This is a genomic window from Campylobacter concisus (assembly GCF_902460675.1).
Taxonomy (GTDB): Bacteria; Campylobacterota; Campylobacteria; order Campylobacterales; family Campylobacteraceae; genus Campylobacter_A; species Campylobacter_A concisus_AJ.
Genome location: NZ_CABPUQ010000001.1, coordinates 239,443 through 256,159 on the forward strand (window position 1 = coordinate 239,443; position 16,717 = coordinate 256,159).

17 protein-coding genes are annotated in these 16,717 nt (G+C 42.5%); all 17 read right to left on the reverse strand.

Annotation, left to right across the window (positions count from 1 at the left end; genetic code table 11):
* Positions 1-996 (reverse strand): NADH-quinone oxidoreductase subunit NuoH, encoded by a 996-nt coding sequence (gene nuoH / locus F3G88_RS01180; RefSeq protein WP_149715153.1) that lies wholly within the window; start codon positions 994-996, stop codon positions 1-3.
* Positions 989-3,301 carry an NADH-quinone oxidoreductase subunit G gene (locus tag F3G88_RS01185; protein WP_149715154.1) on the reverse strand — a complete coding sequence of 771 codons (2,313 nt, stop codon included), beginning with the start codon at positions 3,299-3,301 and terminating at the stop codon, positions 989-991. Before F3G88_RS01185 ends, nuoH begins: the two co-directional genes overlap by 8 nt.
* Positions 3,298-4,008 carry a hypothetical protein gene (locus tag F3G88_RS01190; protein WP_149715155.1) on the reverse strand — a complete coding sequence of 237 codons (711 nt, stop codon included), beginning with the start codon at positions 4,006-4,008 and terminating at the stop codon, positions 3,298-3,300. Before F3G88_RS01190 ends, F3G88_RS01185 begins: the two co-directional genes overlap by 4 nt.
* Entirely contained in the window at positions 4,005-4,235 is a 231-nt protein-coding gene (locus F3G88_RS01195; RefSeq protein ID WP_107965677.1) for an NADH-ubiquinone oxidoreductase subunit E family protein, read from the reverse strand. The genes F3G88_RS01190 and F3G88_RS01195 overlap by 4 nt, the downstream gene beginning before the upstream one ends.
* Complete coding sequence (gene nuoD, locus F3G88_RS01200) at positions 4,232-5,461, reverse strand: NADH dehydrogenase (quinone) subunit D (RefSeq protein WP_149715156.1); 1,230 nt, start codon at positions 5,459-5,461, stop codon at positions 4,232-4,234. The genes F3G88_RS01195 and nuoD overlap by 4 nt, the downstream gene beginning before the upstream one ends.
* Complete coding sequence (locus tag F3G88_RS01205) at positions 5,458-6,222, reverse strand: NADH-quinone oxidoreductase subunit C (protein ID WP_149715157.1); 765 nt, start codon at positions 6,220-6,222, stop codon at positions 5,458-5,460. The genes nuoD and F3G88_RS01205 overlap by 4 nt, the downstream gene beginning before the upstream one ends.
* Positions 6,219-6,731 carry a NuoB/complex I 20 kDa subunit family protein gene (locus F3G88_RS01210; protein WP_021083979.1) on the reverse strand — a complete coding sequence of 171 codons (513 nt, stop codon included), beginning with the start codon at positions 6,729-6,731 and terminating at the stop codon, positions 6,219-6,221. Before F3G88_RS01210 ends, F3G88_RS01205 begins: the two co-directional genes overlap by 4 nt.
* Entirely contained in the window at positions 6,713-7,102 is a 390-nt protein-coding gene (locus tag F3G88_RS01215) for an NAD(P)H-quinone oxidoreductase subunit 3 (RefSeq protein WP_012001119.1), read from the reverse strand. Before F3G88_RS01215 ends, F3G88_RS01210 begins: the two co-directional genes overlap by 19 nt.
* Positions 7,103-7,209: 107 nt before the next feature.
* A complete protein-coding gene (locus F3G88_RS01220) occupies positions 7,210-8,844 on the reverse strand; it encodes a multidrug ABC transporter permease/ATP-binding protein (protein WP_149715158.1) in 1,635 nt (544 codons plus the stop codon).
* Entirely contained in the window at positions 8,844-10,208 is a 1,365-nt protein-coding gene (locus tag F3G88_RS01225) for a coproporphyrinogen III oxidase family protein (protein ID WP_103573900.1), read from the reverse strand. Before F3G88_RS01225 ends, F3G88_RS01220 begins: the two co-directional genes overlap by 1 nt.
* Positions 10,209-10,382: 174 nt before the next feature.
* Entirely contained in the window at positions 10,383-11,720 is a 1,338-nt protein-coding gene (locus F3G88_RS01230; RefSeq protein WP_223228703.1) for a TIGR04086 family membrane protein, read from the reverse strand.
* A 22-nt stretch (positions 11,721-11,742) separates the two neighbouring features.
* On the reverse strand, positions 11,743-12,534 hold the full coding sequence (locus tag F3G88_RS01235; RefSeq protein ID WP_149715160.1) for a DUF2314 domain-containing protein: 792 nt from the start codon (positions 12,532-12,534) through the stop codon (positions 11,743-11,745).
* A gap of 329 nt (positions 12,535-12,863) precedes the next feature.
* Positions 12,864-13,361 carry a YajQ family cyclic di-GMP-binding protein gene (locus tag F3G88_RS01240; protein ID WP_103599196.1) on the reverse strand — a complete coding sequence of 166 codons (498 nt, stop codon included), beginning with the start codon at positions 13,359-13,361 and terminating at the stop codon, positions 12,864-12,866.
* A 3-nt stretch (positions 13,362-13,364) separates the two neighbouring features.
* On the reverse strand, positions 13,365-14,294 hold the full coding sequence (locus F3G88_RS01245; protein WP_149715161.1) for a D-2-hydroxyacid dehydrogenase: 930 nt from the start codon (positions 14,292-14,294) through the stop codon (positions 13,365-13,367).
* Between the two features lie 2 nt (positions 14,295-14,296).
* Complete coding sequence (locus F3G88_RS01250; RefSeq protein WP_149715162.1) at positions 14,297-15,478, reverse strand: glutathionylspermidine synthase family protein; 1,182 nt, start codon at positions 15,476-15,478, stop codon at positions 14,297-14,299.
* Position 15,479: 1 nt separating this feature from the next.
* Positions 15,480-16,103 (reverse strand): UPF0323 family lipoprotein, encoded by a 624-nt coding sequence (locus F3G88_RS01255; RefSeq protein WP_149715163.1) that lies wholly within the window; start codon positions 16,101-16,103, stop codon positions 15,480-15,482.
* An 81-nt stretch (positions 16,104-16,184) separates the two neighbouring features.
* Positions 16,185-16,717 (reverse strand): UPF0323 family lipoprotein (locus tag F3G88_RS01260; protein WP_149715923.1); only part of this gene is annotated, 533 nt, incomplete at its 5' end.

Below are 16,717 nucleotides of genomic sequence, written 5' to 3' on the forward strand. Positions count from 1 at the left end.
TTAGATAAGTAGTGCAAAGCCGGTGATTACGACATTTAAGATGCCAAGCGGAAGCAAAATTTTCCAGCAAAGCATGCTAAGCTGATCGACCCTTAGATGCGGCCACGACGCCCTCGTCCAAAGAAAAAAGAAAAAGACTAGGCTTGATTTTAAGATGATCATCAAAGCACCTGGGATAAATAAAAACTCATTAAAACCGCCCAAAAATAGGAGCGTGATGATGATGCTTGCTGCGATCATATTTGTGTATTCGCCGATAAAAAACATCGCCCATCTCATGCCGCTATACTCAGTGCCATAGCCTGCTACGATCTCGGTCTCGTTTTCTGTTAGGCAAAATGGCGTTCTGTTGCACTCCACAAAGCTTGCCATCACAAAAAGCACGAAGGCAAGGGGCTGCTTGAAGATGAGCCAGTTAAAGATGCCTTTTTGGTAGTTGTTTATATCAACTAGCGAGAGCGAGCTAGTCACCATGACAACGCTTAAAAGTGCCATGCCAGCGACCACTTCGAAGCTAAGAAGCGCCACGACTGCGCGAGCGGCGCTAATTAGTGCAAATTTATTGTAGCTTGCAAGACCTGCTGCAAGTGGCGAAAAGACGCAAACCGCTGCCACGCCAGCGATATATAAAACGCCCACATTTATATCTGCAAGTATCGGTCTAATCGTATGCCCAAAAACCTCAAACTCAGGCAAAAATGGCACGGGCGCAAGCGCTGCAAATGCCGCGATAGCAGAGATTAGAGGGGCTATTAGAAAGATAAATTTATTTGCATTTGCTGGGAGGATATCCTCTTTTGTAAAGAGCTTTATCATGTCAGCCACGATCTGAAGCACGCCAGCAGGCCCCACCATATCAGGTCCCACGCGGCGCTGCATGTAGGCTAGCACCTTTCTTTCAGCATAAGTCGCAAGTCCTGCAAGGCTAGCCATGACGGCCAAGATGACGACTGCTTTAACAATAGTTGTTATCACAAAAAATAGCATTTCACTCATTCTCTGCCTTTATTATTTTTACGCTAGCGTAGCAGTTACCCTCAAAAATGGCGCTTACATCAAGCTTATCATCGTAGTCGCCAAGATAGGCGCCAATGCCTCCTAGCTCGCTATCAAACTCCACGCAAATGGCAAGCTTTTGCCCATTTTTTTCTAAAATGATCGCTTCATTTTGTGAAATCTCAAATTTAGCCATAAACTCGCTACTTGCGTAAAGTTTCGCGCGTTTTGCGGTCCCGCTAGCATAGTTTGCAAAAAACGATGGCAAATTTATAGGATTTGCAAGGCTTATTAGCGCTTCGTCCTCTTTTAAATTTAGCTCATTTTTCTCTTTAAAAAGTGGCTCTATATCGTCTTTTGGCGTGAAATTTGAGATTTCAAGCCTGTAGCCTCTGTGGCTTGTGCCGTCGTTTGCGTAAAAGTTTTCTAAGTCATCAAATTTAACGCCCCTGTAGCCCTTCTCTTTTGGCAGCTGCGCTGTATAATCAATCGTATTTTTAGCCACCAGTCCAAGCGCATTTGAGATATCGTTTAAGAAGTAGCCGCCATGAGATAAAGCCGCATTTGTCGGCACTACTTCGTTATTTATACTTGTAAATGTGCCCTCTTGCTGATTTAGCGCACCAGCATCAAGATCGCCCTCAAAAATGCTAAATTTAAACTCGCCCATTTCGTTATATCCTAGCGTCTTGCCAGTCTTTTTCTCAAGTGAGAGCGTGCAAATTTTAGCAACGCCAAGCGAGTTAGTTCGAGGCGGTATCAGCATCACAGCAAAAGGCGTAGTTCTTGCGATCACTCCAGCAAGGGCTGCAAGTAAATTTGCATTTTCATGAGCGTAAAAGTCACTACCCAAAATGAGCGTAAATTTAGCCTTGCCCTCGCTCAAAGTGGCTACTTCTAAGCCAAAGCTCTCTTCAAATTTTTCAACTCTTGCCTGAAGTGCTGTTGGTAAATTTTCGCCCCAGTTTTTAAGCACAAAGAGTAAAATTTGCTCCAATTTGCCAGCCTCTTTGCCAGCCTCATAGCTCACACAGGCGAAATTCTTTGAAAATTTCTTCACCACCTCATCGGCGATGTGATGAAAGTAAATTCCACTAGCTTTATTCATTTTTAGGGCGTTATTTAGCTTATAGCTTGTCACTGGGCTTTCATGGCGCAAGAAGCTGCCAGCCGTGATCACAAAATCGCTATTTTTAAGGCTCTCGTAGTCTGCGTTATATGAGCTAAGACCGCTAAATTCGCTAAAAACATTTAAGAAATTTTGAAATTTAAAAGCCTCATCGTTTAGTAAATTTAGGTCAAATTTTTCTCTCAAGCGCTCCAAGATAAGCGCCTCCTCGTTTGTTATGAAGCTATTAAATTTTATATTTTTTATATTGCCGTTTTTAAAATTTGAAATGAGCTCGTTAAATTTCGTCTCATTTTTGCCTGCATTTTCGTTGTGAAAGTCGTAGGCAAACCTTGCAGCGCCACTTATCTCGCCAAAGTGAAAGTCGTTGCTCACACGATAAATTTGCTTGCTTCTATCGCTAGTGCTCTTTTCTTTTACGTCATAAAAAATGAGCTCGCAGTCGCTTTGGTGCGGATTTGCCGCTGGGACACGGCTTAGCTCCCAGATGTTTGAGCTATACTGAAAATTTGAGCTAACAAGCGCTCCAACAGGGCAGACGCTGATGCACTCACCGCAAAACGAGCAGTCCAAATTTTCGCCAGCGCTTGGGCCAATTAGGCTCTTTTGCATCTTGCTAAATACGGCGTAGGCATCTTTTGGCATGCTATCTTTTAGCTCTTTTGGCACCTCAACGCCTCTTGGCACCGTTTTTAGCGCACTCTCGCCTATCTTATCTTTACAAACCGTCACGCACCTTTCGCAGACCACGCAAAGAGCTGGGTCGTAGTTGATAAGTCCCCATTTTTTGTGCGGTTTGTGCGTGTCTGTAATGGCAAATTTTTGCTCATTTACATTTAGATGCGCCGTTAAATTTTGCAATTCGCACTCGCCACTTTTGTCGCAAACGCCGCATTGAAGGGGGTGATTGACGCAGTAGGTCTGCATGATCGCATTTCGCTCAGCAGCGATCTCTGGCGTGTTTGTGTAAATTTGCATATCCTCTTTGGCTTTGGCGTTGCAGCTATAGACCACTTTGCCGTTTGCCTCGACCATGCAAAGCCTGCAAGCAAGCGTTGGCGAACATCCGCTAAGGTAGCAAAGCGCAGGGATGTAGATGCCATTTGCCCTTGCGATGTTTAGGATGCTCTCGCCCTCGTTTGCCTCTAAAATTTGATCGTTTATGGTGATTTTCATTTGCTAACTACTACTTGTTTAAATGCATATCCATCAAACTCTTTTGCGCCAAGCACAGCAACCGTGCCTTTTAGCGACGGATTAAGCCTAAATTTAGCACTCACCCTAAAGTCTTTTGCCTTTAAATTTAAGGTTTCGCCATCCTTTGCCTTTGCCACGATGCCAAACTGCACGCCACCAACGATCTCATCGCTTGCGTTTTTGTTTAGATAAACGACCGCTCCGTCAAAATTATCAAGCTCTCTTAGTTCGCCAACTTCGCCGCCTACTGCAAATTCTCTCACTTCGCCGCCTGCTAAGACGACATTTTTACCTAAAATTTCAAGTAGCCAAAAGATCGCATCTTTATCTGGATGAGTAAATAACGAGTCATCGATGATCACGTTTTTAACGTCCTTTATCCACTCGCCAAGCTCCTCAAACTCCTCCTCTCCCACATTGCACTCGCCACTTATCAGCCCATCATCAAGCTCCTCGAAAAACTCATTTTGCACCAAATTTGCATACTTGCAAAGAAGCGCTAAGACATAGCTTATTGATCCTATCTCGCAGCGGATCAAATTTTCGCTGCCAAGCTCGTTATCTTCAAAGCATGAGATATATTTAAACTCGTGCTCTTTTATCTTTTTTGCTAAATTTTTGTCGCTTAAGCTTAGTAAATTTGCGATACTTAGGCTCTTGCCTGCTACTAGATCATTAAATTTCATATCTTGCCCTTTTTTATCGTTAATGCCCAATCAACTTGGTTAAATTTAAGCGAGTTCATCACCTCGCAGTTTAGGTTATAAGCCAAATTTACAGCCTTCTCCACGCCGCTGTAATCTCCTATCTCAAACAAAAATATCACCACTTCGCCTGGCTCGCTAGCCTTTATCTGCTGCCCAAGAGTGCTCAAGAACTCGCCCTTTAGATGCCTAAGATCGACCCTTCTCATCTATCAACCTCGCCTAAGATGATATTTGTACTGCCTATGATCGCAGCGACGTCTGCCACATACTGCCCAACTAGCATATCTTCATAAATAGCGCAGTGCCAAAAGCTTGGTGTGCGAATTTTGAGGCGATACGGGCTTGCGCTACCGTCTGAGTTTATATAAATTCCAAGCTCGCCCTTTGGTGACTCACTAGCAAAGTAAATTTCGCCCTTTGGTGGCTTTAGCCCCTGAGTTATCAGCACAAAATGCTGCATAAGTGAGTAGTTTTGGCTCATTATCTGCTCTTTTGAAGCGCTCACATACTCTGGCGCGTCGGCGATGATGGCAGGGCTGCTGGTCTGATACTTGCTAACGCACTGCTTTAAAATTTTCACGCACTCGCGCATCTCTTTCATATAAAGTAGGTATCTCGCGTAGCAGTCGCCCTCATTAGCGTAAGGCATGTCAAATTCTAGCTCGTCGTAGATGAGATATGGCTCTTCTTTTCTGATGTCACGTGCCACACCACTTGCTCTTAGCATGACGCCAGAGCAGCCGCTACTAAGGGCTAGCTCCTTGCTAACTACGCCCACATCAACAAGCCTTGCTTGCCAAATTCTATTTTCACTTAGCAGGTCTTCATAAAGCGTGATGTCGCTTGGAAATTTCTCGCAAAATTTAAGCAGCTCCTCGCACCAGCCATCAGGCAGATCAAGCGGCACGCCACCGATCCTTATCGAGCTATGCGTTAGCCTTGCGCCGCAGTATTTTTCTATGAGATCAAGGACGTATTCGCGCTCTCTAAATGCGTATAAAAAGACGCTCATAGCTCCCACGTCAAGGGCGTGCGTAGCTAAAAATAAAAGGTGCGAGCTGATGCGGTTTAGCTCTAAAAGCATCACTCTAATGATCTGCGCACGGCGAGGCACTTCGATAGCGCAAAGCTTCTCCACAGCCGCGCAAAATGCGTAGTTATTCGCACTTGAGGCGATGTAATCGACCCTGTCAGTTACTGGAATAAACTCCTGATAGGTCATATTTTCAGCCATCTTCTCAACGCCTCGGTGCATAAAGCCAACCTCTGGCATAGCGCGCACAACCTTTTCGCCGTCAAGCTCAAGCACGAGTTTTAGCTGTCCATGTGCGCTTGGGTGCTGCGGGCCAAAATTTAGTATCATCTTGCCGTCATTTTGCTCAAATTCTAAATTTTCAAAAAATGGTTTTAAGCGGTTTGGTGCTTGGCTCAAGGTCGTTCCTTTACTATCTGGCTTTGATTAAATTTGGCTTTTTTGACAAATTTCACGCCACCTTCTTCTTGATACTCGTACCCTTCATTTTCATCAAACACTCTTGAAAAGCCAAAGGTATCTTTCTCGTTCACAAAGGCTGGGTCGCGGTTCTCTTCGCCGATCTGCTCTCTAAATTCACGCCCAAAAATTTTATCCACCTCGTACCATTTAGCAGCCTCGTCGCCAACTAGCGGATAGCTTTTTAGTAGTGGGTGCGAGTGCCAGTCATCAGGCATGATGAGGCGCTTTAAGTTTGGATGATCTTTGATTAGAACGCCACTTAGATCATACATCTCGCGCTCAGCCCAGTTTGCGCTTTTATAAAGCTCGCAAACGCTTTTTAGCATTTCGTCCTTTTTAACAAAGCACTTTACTCGTGCGCGCCTATTTTTGCTAACACTTAAAAGCTGATAAAAGACCTCATATCCGCCTTTTTGAGCTATATAATCAATCGCCGCAAGCTCACAAAGCTGCTCGTAGCCAAAGTTTTTTAACGCTTCAAGCGCTTTAAAATTTTCACTAGAATTTACGTAGAGAACAAGTTGGTCAAACTCCACGTAGCTAGATAAAATTTGCACTCCGCTTTGCTCTAAAACAGCCAGCTCTTCGTCAAATTTAGAGCCATTTGCTGCCTCTTTTGGCGTCTGCTTGGCGATATAAAATTTCTCACTGTAGTACTGCTTTTTTTGCAGGTCGTTTTTTGGCTTATACTCTCTCATATATCTAGCTTTCTTGGCTTTTGCGCCCTAAATGCACTTTGTTTTCTTATCTTTTTTTGAAGCATCATAAGTGCGTACTGAAGCGTCTCTGGGCGCGGGGCACAGCCTGGGATATAGATATCGACGGGGATTATGCGATCGACGCCTTGAACGGTTGAGTAGGTGTTAAACATGCCTCCAGTGTTTGCGCAGCTACCCATCGAGATGACCCACTTTGGCTCAGGCATCTGGTCGTAAAGGCGCCTTGTAAATTCAGCGTGCTTTTTGGTTAGCGTGCCAGCTATGATCATCACCTCTGAGTGCCTTGGACTAGCCCTAAAAATGGTGCCAAATCTATCAAAGTCATATCTGCTAGCGCCACTTGCCATCATCTCGATCGCACAGCATGCAAGCCCGTAGCTAAGCGCCCAAAGCGAGTTGCTCCTGCCCCACTGCACGAGCTTATCAACGGTCGTTAAAACGACTGGCAGACCGCCATTTGCAGCGTAGTTTATCTGATGCTTTGCCATTTAAAGACTCCTTTTTGCCAAGCGTAGGCAAAGCCGATGAGTAAAATCGCCACAAAAAGCAGCATCTCGATGAGCCCAAATAGCCCAAGCAGCCTAAAATCTACCGCCCACGGATACATAAAAATGACCTCAACGTCAAATAAAATAAATAAAATTCCATAAAAAAAGTAGTGGATATTTATCTTATTTGGCTGTTTTACTGTGGTCGGTCCGCACTCGTAAAAGCCAACTTTTAAGCGCTCAGTGTTGCGGTTGGCTAGCTTTTTGCTTATTTTTGAAGATAAAAATGTTATCAAGCTAAACGAACAAGTAGCTAACAAAAGTATGATAAAAGCGCCAAGATAGGTGCTGTCAAGCTCTGAGTGTGACATACTTCGCCTTTTTTAATTTTTCAAAATTCTACTAAATTTAAATTTATTTGATCTTGAAATAGCTCAAGAGTAGCACACTCAAATCTCTTTTTGTGTAAAAAATACTCTTATTTTATCTTTTCTACGGCGTCTTTTGCGGCACTGATGCGCTCCGCCTCATCAAGCTCACGCACAAAACCATCTTTTACTAAAATGATCCTAGTTGCCACATCAAAGTAGCTATCATCGTGGCTTACAGCGATGATGCTTATACCTTTGCTTTGCAAAAACGGCAAAATTTCTTTATAAAATTTACGCTTAAATAATGGGTCTTGATCGGCCGCCCACTCATCGAGGATAAGGATAGAGCGGCGCTCTAATATGGCTATTAGCAGGCTTAGGCGCTTTCTCTGACCGGTTGAGAGCTGCGTGGTGCTAAGCTTATTATCAATGACACTTACCTTTTTATCTATCTCAAGCAGTACCAAAAGCTCCTCTATATCGCTTTGGCTGGCAAAGCCATCACGAGAGAGCGTTTGCGAAAATAGATAAAAATCAGCAAAAATAGCGCTTATCTTTGCATGATAGCTTTGTAAATTTGCCTCATCTATCTTTGTGCCATCAAGGTAAATTTCGCCGCTGCTTGGGCGAAGAAGGCCGCAGAGTAAATTTATAAGCGTGCTTTTGCCGCTGCCATTTTTACCGATGATAAATGTTATCTCGCCGCGTTTGATCTCTAAATTTACATCTTTTAGGCTAAATTTGCCCTGCTCGTAGTTGAAATTTATATCCTTTAGCCTGATGCTTTGCCACTCATCGCTTAGGCTATCATCAAATTTAAAGCCTTCTTTAAATTCATTTAAATTTAAGTTCATGATCTTCTCTAAGCTCACTTTTGCGCTAAGTGCGGCTGGTATGGAGCCAACCATACTCATAAATGAGCCTCTTAAAAATAGTATCGTAAGGCTTATGCTAAGCGCCGTTTGCAGGCTCGCCCAGCCAAATGCCACGCACAAAAATACGCAAAGTCCGACTGCGCCAAGAAGCATTACATTTGTGAAATTATCACTTAGCGCGTGATAGACGTCAGCTTTTACCATGCTTTGGCGCTTCTTATCGCCTGTCAAATTTAGCTCATCAAAGCAGACTTGCGCTCTTACTCTATTTAGACTTAGCTCTCTGTGCCCCTCTACTATGTCGTCGTAGTGCTTTTGCAGTGCGTCATCTTGCGTTCTGGAATCTCTAAAGTAAAGGTGGATCTTTTTCATCAAAAGCGTGTTTATAACGAGTGTTGCGCCGATCCAAACGGCACTAAATATAAATACTTTTGGCGCAATATAGGCTAGATAAAAGCTAGCACAAATGATGAAAACTAGGCTTTGTATGAAGCCAGTAGCGCTCATGAAAGCAAAAGTGATCGTCTTTATGTCGTTGTTTAGACTGGCTATGATCTTTGCCTTGCCGATCTCGTTTATCACGCTATTTGGCGTGTCTAAAATTTGTTTTACGCTTTGATATCTAAGCTCGTAGATAAATTTATGTCCAAAATTTGTAAGCGAGATATTCGCAGCGATGGCGCTTATGAAAAATAAGACCAAGATAGCTATAAATTTAACCACCACGAGGGCGTTAAATTCTTTTAAATTTACAAGTTCATTGTTGATAAAAGAGAGCGTCCAGACGCCAAGCCCGCTAAAGGCAAGCGTCAGGATCACTATTTTGATTATTGAAAAAAGATTGCTTTTTATTAAATTCGCAAGCATTACATCGCAGCACGAGGCTGTATGATGTTTTGATCAAATTTTTGCTCGGTGTCTTCGCTCATGATGTGAAGCACCTTGCTGCGTTTGATCTTCGCGTCATCTTTAAATATCGCGCGCACCTTATCCATGCCAGCGTAGAAGTCACGCATGAGCACGACGCAGATGTATTTGCCAAAAAATGTTGGCTTGATAACGCCATTTTCTTCGTAGATCGCATTTACAAGTTTTAGCAAGCTAAGCTCGACAAATAGGTCTTTGTTGATGTTTGCGTTGTTTTGCTCGTTGTAGGTTTTGATATCGACGGCGCCGTCAAAAAGCCTTGTTAAAAATGTATATTTTAGTCTCTCTTTTTTGCTAAATGCGCATTTTGCGATGACTGGGCTTTGTCTGTCTTTGACCTTTCTGCCGTAGTCAAGTAGGTTAAAGGCGTTTATCACAAGCTCGCCGTCAAGAAAGCTAAATGCCCCGCTACCAACGCCTACGTACTCTAAATTTGAGCCTACATATTCGTCGCGAAGGTCTGCGCTTTTTTCATTTGAAAATGCCCAGGCGTTACTTTGTCTATATCCGCCCTTGGCAAATTCGCTCACTATGATCTCGTAAAATTCGCGCTCGTTATCAACGTTTGAGACGCCAAGTGCGCGAGCGATGTTCTCTCTTGTTAGCTCTGATTTCATGAGCGGATAGAAGGTGATTTGCTGCGGAGATATCGATTTTGCGACATTTATGTCGTTTATGAGCTGCTCTTTTGTTTGATTTGGTAGGTTAAAGATGAGATCAAGGCTGATAACTGGGATCTTGCCAAGAGCCTGCTCGAGCTTTCTTTTTGTCTCCTCAGCCGAGCCAAATTTATCATATCTGCCAACTCTTTTTAAGGTCTCATCGTCAAAGCTTTGCACGCCTACGCTTAAGCGGTCGATGAGGCCGTCAAAGCGGCTTAGGCTCTCTGGCGAGATGTGATTTGGGTCACTCTCAGCTGAGATGTCTTCGATACTAAAGATATCTTTTGCGAGTTTTAGCGTCTTTTCAAGCTCTGGCTCGTTTATAAGTGTCGTGCCACCGCCCACATAAAGCGATGTAAAGTCAAAGCCAGCCTCTTTTATCTGCCTCATCTCCTCGCGTAAATTTTCAAAGTAAATTTTCGCAAGCTCCTGCTCGTAGTGGTACTTGTGAAACGAGCAATACGGGCAAAATGTGTGACAAAACGGCACGTGAGCGTAGAGCATGTACTTTTTGTCTTTTTTTGGAGTTTTGGTGTAAGTCGTGTTTAAAATGTCTATGTTAAATTCGTTATATAGCGATTTTTGTATAGAATTATGAGCGTAATTTACAGCAAAACTCTCAACAATATTTTTAAAAATCATAATTAATCGCCTTTTGTAAGTTGGTCTTAAAATAATGCGTTAGGATAGCTAAAATTTGATAAATTTAGCCTTGAATTAAAGAAATTTTTAGCTTAACCCCATAAATTAGGCTTATAAAATTTAAATTTCTAAACCTGCAAATTTCACATATCTATCAAATTTTGCTCCCAAAGCTTAAGGATTTTGCTCCTTGGCTCTTGAGATTATCTTACTAGAGTCAAGCTCAAATTTCACTCCGTCTCTTGTCTGAAGATAGTAAAATTTACCGATATTGCAAAGTGATTTTATGCCATAAATTTTAACTGCTTTCTCATCTATCTCGCAAGGCATTTGTTCTTTGTCTTTTGCATCACAAAGTGAGCTTGGTAGCGCCTTTAACGCACTTTTATCCACAAGTAAAAATTTATAATCCACGTCGCCTATGTTAAAGGTTTTTGCTGTGTATTTTATAAACAAAAGCGAGTTTGAAACGATCATAAGCGAAAGTGCAGCGTAGAAAACAAATGAAAAATCCCTAGTCTCTTTGATGCTAGCAACGCCCAGCATAAAAGAGAGCATAAACGAGCAAAAGAGTATCCAAAGTGCTAAAAACCCGCCATTTTTTAAGATAATAACTGAAATTATAAAGAGTAAAATCATGAGAAATGACAGAAGATAGATGATAAATTTTGATCTATCTTTAAAGAAAACTGCCAAATTTACTCCAACGTAGGAAAGTAAAAACATCGACAAGATAGTGCTCCAGCCGTAGTTTAGCTTGTAGCCTGCAAAGGCCAAAATAGCAAAAGAGATGAGCGTTAAAATGTAGATGAAATTTGAGTTATAAAAAAATAGAAATTTTGGCTTTTTAAATTTATGCTTTTTATCGTCGTTTTGGTACAAAAATGAGACAAAAACGAGGACTAATATCTCAAAAACAGTGATAAATGCGGTTGCGCAAAATAGCAATATGCCTGTAAATATCATCTCCGAGCTATCTAAACTCGGAAAATATCGGGTCTCAAAACCAAAATATAAAAAGTAGCAAAGCACACTGATGATAGGCACTATGAAATTTGAGTGTTTGAAGAAATTTGTGACGCACTCTTTTATAAAATTTGCCTTTAAATTTGCCGAGTGCTCGCCCAAATGGCTCTCGAAAAACGAGTTTAAAAGTAGCTCATTTTTGACCTTTTCAAGCTCCTCTGGCTCTTTTGAGAGCGCTATTTTGTAAATTTCATAGTTTTGCTCGTCAAAGTCCTTTATGATCTCATCTTTGATATCTAAAATAACAAGAGTGATCTGCTCTTTTATCTCGCCGAGCCTTTTTGAAACTTCATTAAAATTTGTCCTATTTAGCCTGTCAAAAAGGTCGTTTTCTTCGTTTAAAAGAGCAATCAAACGCGCTTGTTTGCTACTTCTTATCTCGCAGTTTGAAAAATTTGCCTTTAAGAAATTTACAAATTTTCTAGCATTTTTAACACTCTCATCTTTTTCATCTAAAATGTCCTGATAACTCAAAATTTTACCCATCCTATTAAATTTACAAATTTAACTACCTAAGCACCTTTGCGATTTCGCTCCAGCCTATTTGCCTAGCAAGTTCAGCTGCTGTTTTGCCACTTTTTGTGCGGGCATTTTTATCAGCGCCGTATTTTAGCAAGAGATTTACAAGGTTTAAATTTCCAGCGATCGCCTCGTGGTGAAGCTGTGTATATCCAAACTCATCAGCGTCTGTGGCTACGCTTGGGTGCTCTTTTGCGTAGTTTTCAAACTGCTCGGTCATATTTTTACTCATCGGATGCTCTATCAAATTTTCTGGGTGCTCTTTTTGCTCGAAAACGACCAAGATATCGTTAAAATCGCCAAAATCAAGCCCCCAAGCTGCGTCATGCTCGGCTAGCTCATCTTTTTGCATGCGTGAACGCATCGCCTGCACGCTAAATCCGCCGTATGCGCGCCCACCAATGGCAAAAAGCCAGTCGCTCATCTCATCTATCTTTGCGCTTACTTGATCGCCAACTTTTACGTTTTGCACGGTGTCTGGCTCATTTACAAGCGTGCCATATATCGTTTCGCCGTCAAACTCCACGTCGTTTATCCACATGTGCTCGCCCACCTCTTCGCCGTTTACCACGTCTAAGAAGCAAATTTTTACCATCGCATAATCAAGCATAGGCACGATCCTGCGGCGCTCCCAGTAAAGCTCACGCCAAAAATATCTAAAGCTCTCACGAGCTTGCTCAAATGCGCGCTGCATGTAGTCTTCGTCGCTACTTACAAAATAGATCGGCATCTGCTCGCCAAGGTCTATTTGCTTACCAAGTATTTTCTCAAAAAAGCCCATTTTTACCCCTTTTTAGAATTTAGATAGATCAAATTTAAATACAACGATAAGGCGAAATTTCATCCACGAATACGCCAAATTTTAGATACAAAAACCATGCTAAATTTTGCAAATTTAGCCCAAAATCCTGCAAAATTTTAAATACAAAAGCCGCATAGTTATTTCGCAAAATTAGGCGAGGCGATTTAAATTTTTGTGACGGGAGTTACCGAGTTGGTAATGACCGAGCAAAAATTTGAATCAACGACGCATAATAAAGCGAAAATATGCGATATAGCCTGCGGAGCGAGAATTTTTCTAGCTCGTTTAAAGGCACTCACGAGAAGCCATTATTTTAGGTTTTTAAAGCTTATCGGAAGTTCTAGGCTCAACCCCCTCACCAGCTTTATACACTCCTGCAGATCGTCTATGCTTTTGCTTGTCACTCTGATCTCTTCGCCCCTGATCTGCGCGCTCACCTTGATCTTTGAGTCTTTGATCGCCTTGGTGATCTTTTTTGAGTTTTCGCCGTCAAGTGTGTCATTTAGCTTTAGCGTAGCCTTTAAATTTCCACCGCTCGCTGGCTCTCTTTTTGTCTCTGTGATCGCAACTGGTGGGATGTTTCGTTTGATGAGCTTTGAGATGACGATGTCTTTTAGCGCATCGATCTTGTTGTCGCTTGAGCTAAGAAGCGTGATAAATTTCTCTTTTTCATTTAGCTCTACCTCAGCCGCAAGCCCCTTAAAATCATACCTTGCTGCGATCTCTTTTTTAGCCGTTTCAAGAGCATTTTTAACCTCCATCATATCGACCTCAGCGCTTATATCAAAGCTATGTTCGCTTGCCATTTTCTATCCTTTTATAAATTCTTCTATATTTTTAAATATGAGCGAGATCAGCCGTTTTCTAGCCTCCAGGCTGCCCCATGCTATGTGCGGGGTGATTAGTAGATTTGACTTCTTTTTTGCATTTAAAAATGGGTTATTTTCACTCATTGGCTCACTCTCCAAAACGTCTGTGCCAAAGCGTAAATTTCTCTCATCTATCGCCCTTGCCATCGCCGCTTCATCCACTATGCCGCCACGTCCTAAATTTAGCACTATCGCATCATCTTTTAGCAAATTTATCTCGTTTGCACCTAGCAAATTTCTAGTCTTTTCATTTAGTGGTGCGTGGATGCTGATGATGTCACTGCTTCTTAGTAGCTCGTCTAAGCTTTTTTGCTTAAATTCACTATTTTTATTTGCTCCGCTTGTCGAGTAGTAGCTCACGTTTGCGCCAAATGCACGTGCCACTGCTGCCACGCTGCGCCCTATCTCGCCAAGACCGATGATGCCAAATTCTTTATCAGCGATCTCACTGATATCTGCGCCAAGATAGGTGAAAATTTCACTCTTCACCCACTCGCCACTTTTTACGTAGTGATCGTAAAATTTGATGCGATTTGTTAGCTCAAAAAGCAAGGCAAATGTGTGCTGTACGACGCTTGCAGTAGAGTAGCCAGCGACGTTTTTTACAGCTATGTTTTTAGCTTTTGCGTGCTCTAGATCTACGTTGTTCATCCCAGTTGCGCTTATGCAGATAAGCTTTAAATTTACCGCGTCCATCACGGCTTTGTCTATGACGACCTTGTTTGTGATAACGATATCAACGCCCTTTAGACGAGGCACAACCTCTTCGATTTTGGTTTTTTGGTAGCTGATAAACTCGCCAAATTTCTTAAAAACACTAAGATCAACGTTTTCGCCAAGCGTGGCCGCGTCTAAACAAACGATCTTCATCTTTAATCCTTAATGAAATGTCCTACAAATTTAGAGTAGTTATCTAAAATTTTGCCGCCCTTTCTATATCCAAGCGCGCACGCTTCATAAGCGTAAAATACGCCAGCTTGGTAGCTCTCGCCTCTCTCATCTTGATTAAACTCGTAAAATTCTTGATAGATGGCTTTGTTTGAGTCGTATTCGCCATCATTACTTGCTATTTGTGCGCCGTTTTCATCGTGTATCGAGACGTTTGCACCTTCTCTGCCAAATACCGGCTTTTTCACATATTTTTTGCCTTTTAGCGGCTCATTTGAGGTTTCAAGCAAGAGTGGGTGATTAGGATAGAGATCCCAAAGGATTTTTAAAATCCCTTTGCTTTGGAAAAGTAGCGTGTAGGCTGGATTTATGATGATAGCTTTTTGGTTTTTGATGATGTTTGAGAGTATGAGTGCCAGCTCGCCCTCATCGATCGCTATGCTCTCCCAAGGGGCAAGCTTAAACCAGTACTCGAAATTTTCATCGCCTTTAAAAATGCCCTCGTCATCATTGAAAACGACCTCATCAACGTAGGCAAAGTCTGTCTCAAAGCCAGCCTCTTTTGCGATGTATTGCAGTAGTTTTACGGTCTGCTCGTCCTCGATACTGCCTGCGATACTGCTAAATAGTATCCCCCAATCCTCGTAAAGATCGTCAAAGTCGGCATCCTCGTCGCCAAGCGTGATGAGGCGTTTGAAATTTTGCTTTAGCGACTCGTAAAGGTCGTTAAACTGGGCTGCTTCGTCCATGCGATTTAGCTTTAGCATCGCCCACTGAATGATCGCGGTCTCAAAGACTGCCGTTGGCGTATCGGCGTTAAACTCGATGAGCTTTATAGGCTTGCCATCAAGCCCACCCGCTAGGTCAAATCTGCCGTAAAGGTGCCAATGAACGTCATTTTCCCAGCTATTTTTGATGATATCAACAAGGTTAAATGGTATGCCTATCTCGTGAAAAAGGTTGTTGTCTATGACGTGCTGAGCGGCATTTACATACATATCATATAGCTCATTTGCAGCCTCATAGTAGGCATTTGCCTCTTTTTCGCTTACTTGCACGATCTCATCAGCGATATATGAGCTGTTATCGTTATCCGTATGCCATGCAAAGCCGATCTTCTCCATAAATTCATTGTTTAACGGTTCTATCTTTTTTAAATTTATCATTTTATCCTCCAAAGTGTAAATGTGATTTTGAACCACCACTAAAGAACCCGCTCCTGCCACTGCTTCTAGTCGAACTATCGCTTGAGGTTCTATACCTTCTCTTACTCTTGCTATAACTTTCAGAACTTCTTGAATAAACGCTCTGATGAGCATAACTACTTGCTTTACGAACTGCTTGATAAGTTAAGTTACCAATAAGCTTACTGCCTATCCAGCTACCAAGTACCGCGCCAGCTGCTGAGGATAGTATCGTCTCGCCAAGGCTTAGCCCGCCGCTACTCAGCTGTGCGTCGCTCGCCTTTGTTAAATTTGACGTATTGCTATCTTCTATCTCACTTGCATGAGTTAGCAGATCTTCTATCTCGTCATAGGCTAGCACGCGCTCAGTACCGTTCATATCTTTTAAAACGACCCTAGTTTCAGTGCTTGGATACTCTTCTAAGATTTTATAAACGCCAGGTGCGCTCTCTTCGATGATGACAAAGGCGCCGTTTTTTTGCGCAACTTCGTTTAGTGCGTTTTCATTGCCGCCATCGTCGCTCCCACAACCTGCAAGTCCAGCCATGATAATGGCACCAAATCCCCCAACCGCAGCATAAGTTGCTATTTTTTTAATATGTTTCATATCTCTTTATATGCCATGCAAAACCGATCTTCTCCATAAATTCGTTGTTTAACGGGGTGATTTTTCTTAAATTTATCATTTTCAGCCTCCAAAGCTTGATGAGCCAGAGCTTGACTTCGAGCCACCACCAAAAAATCCACTCTTACCGCCGCTGCTTCTTGCAGCAGAATTTGCTGCTTTTTGCTTGTTAAAGCTATCGACACTTCTTGTGTAAGCACTTGGATTTTTATATGTGCTTTGGCGATTTGCTTGGAAATTTTGGTTACCAAAGAGCTTACTGCCTATCCAGCTACCAAGTATCGCGCCAGCTGCTGAAGCAAGGATAGTCTCGCCAAGGCTTAGCCCGCCGCTACTTAGCTGTGCGTCGCTCGTTCTTGTCAAATTTGAAGTGTTATTATCGATCTTTGCATTTGCTTGAGCTAGAAGTTTATCGATCTCGTCTTTACTTAGCACACGCTCAGTGCCGTTCATATCTTTTAGCACGACCCTCGTTTCGGTACTTGGGTACTCTTCTAAAATTTTATAAACGCCAGGTGCGCTCTCTTCGATGATGACAAAGGCGCCGTTTTTTTGCGCAACTTCGTTTAGTGCGTTTTCATTGCCGCCATCGTCGC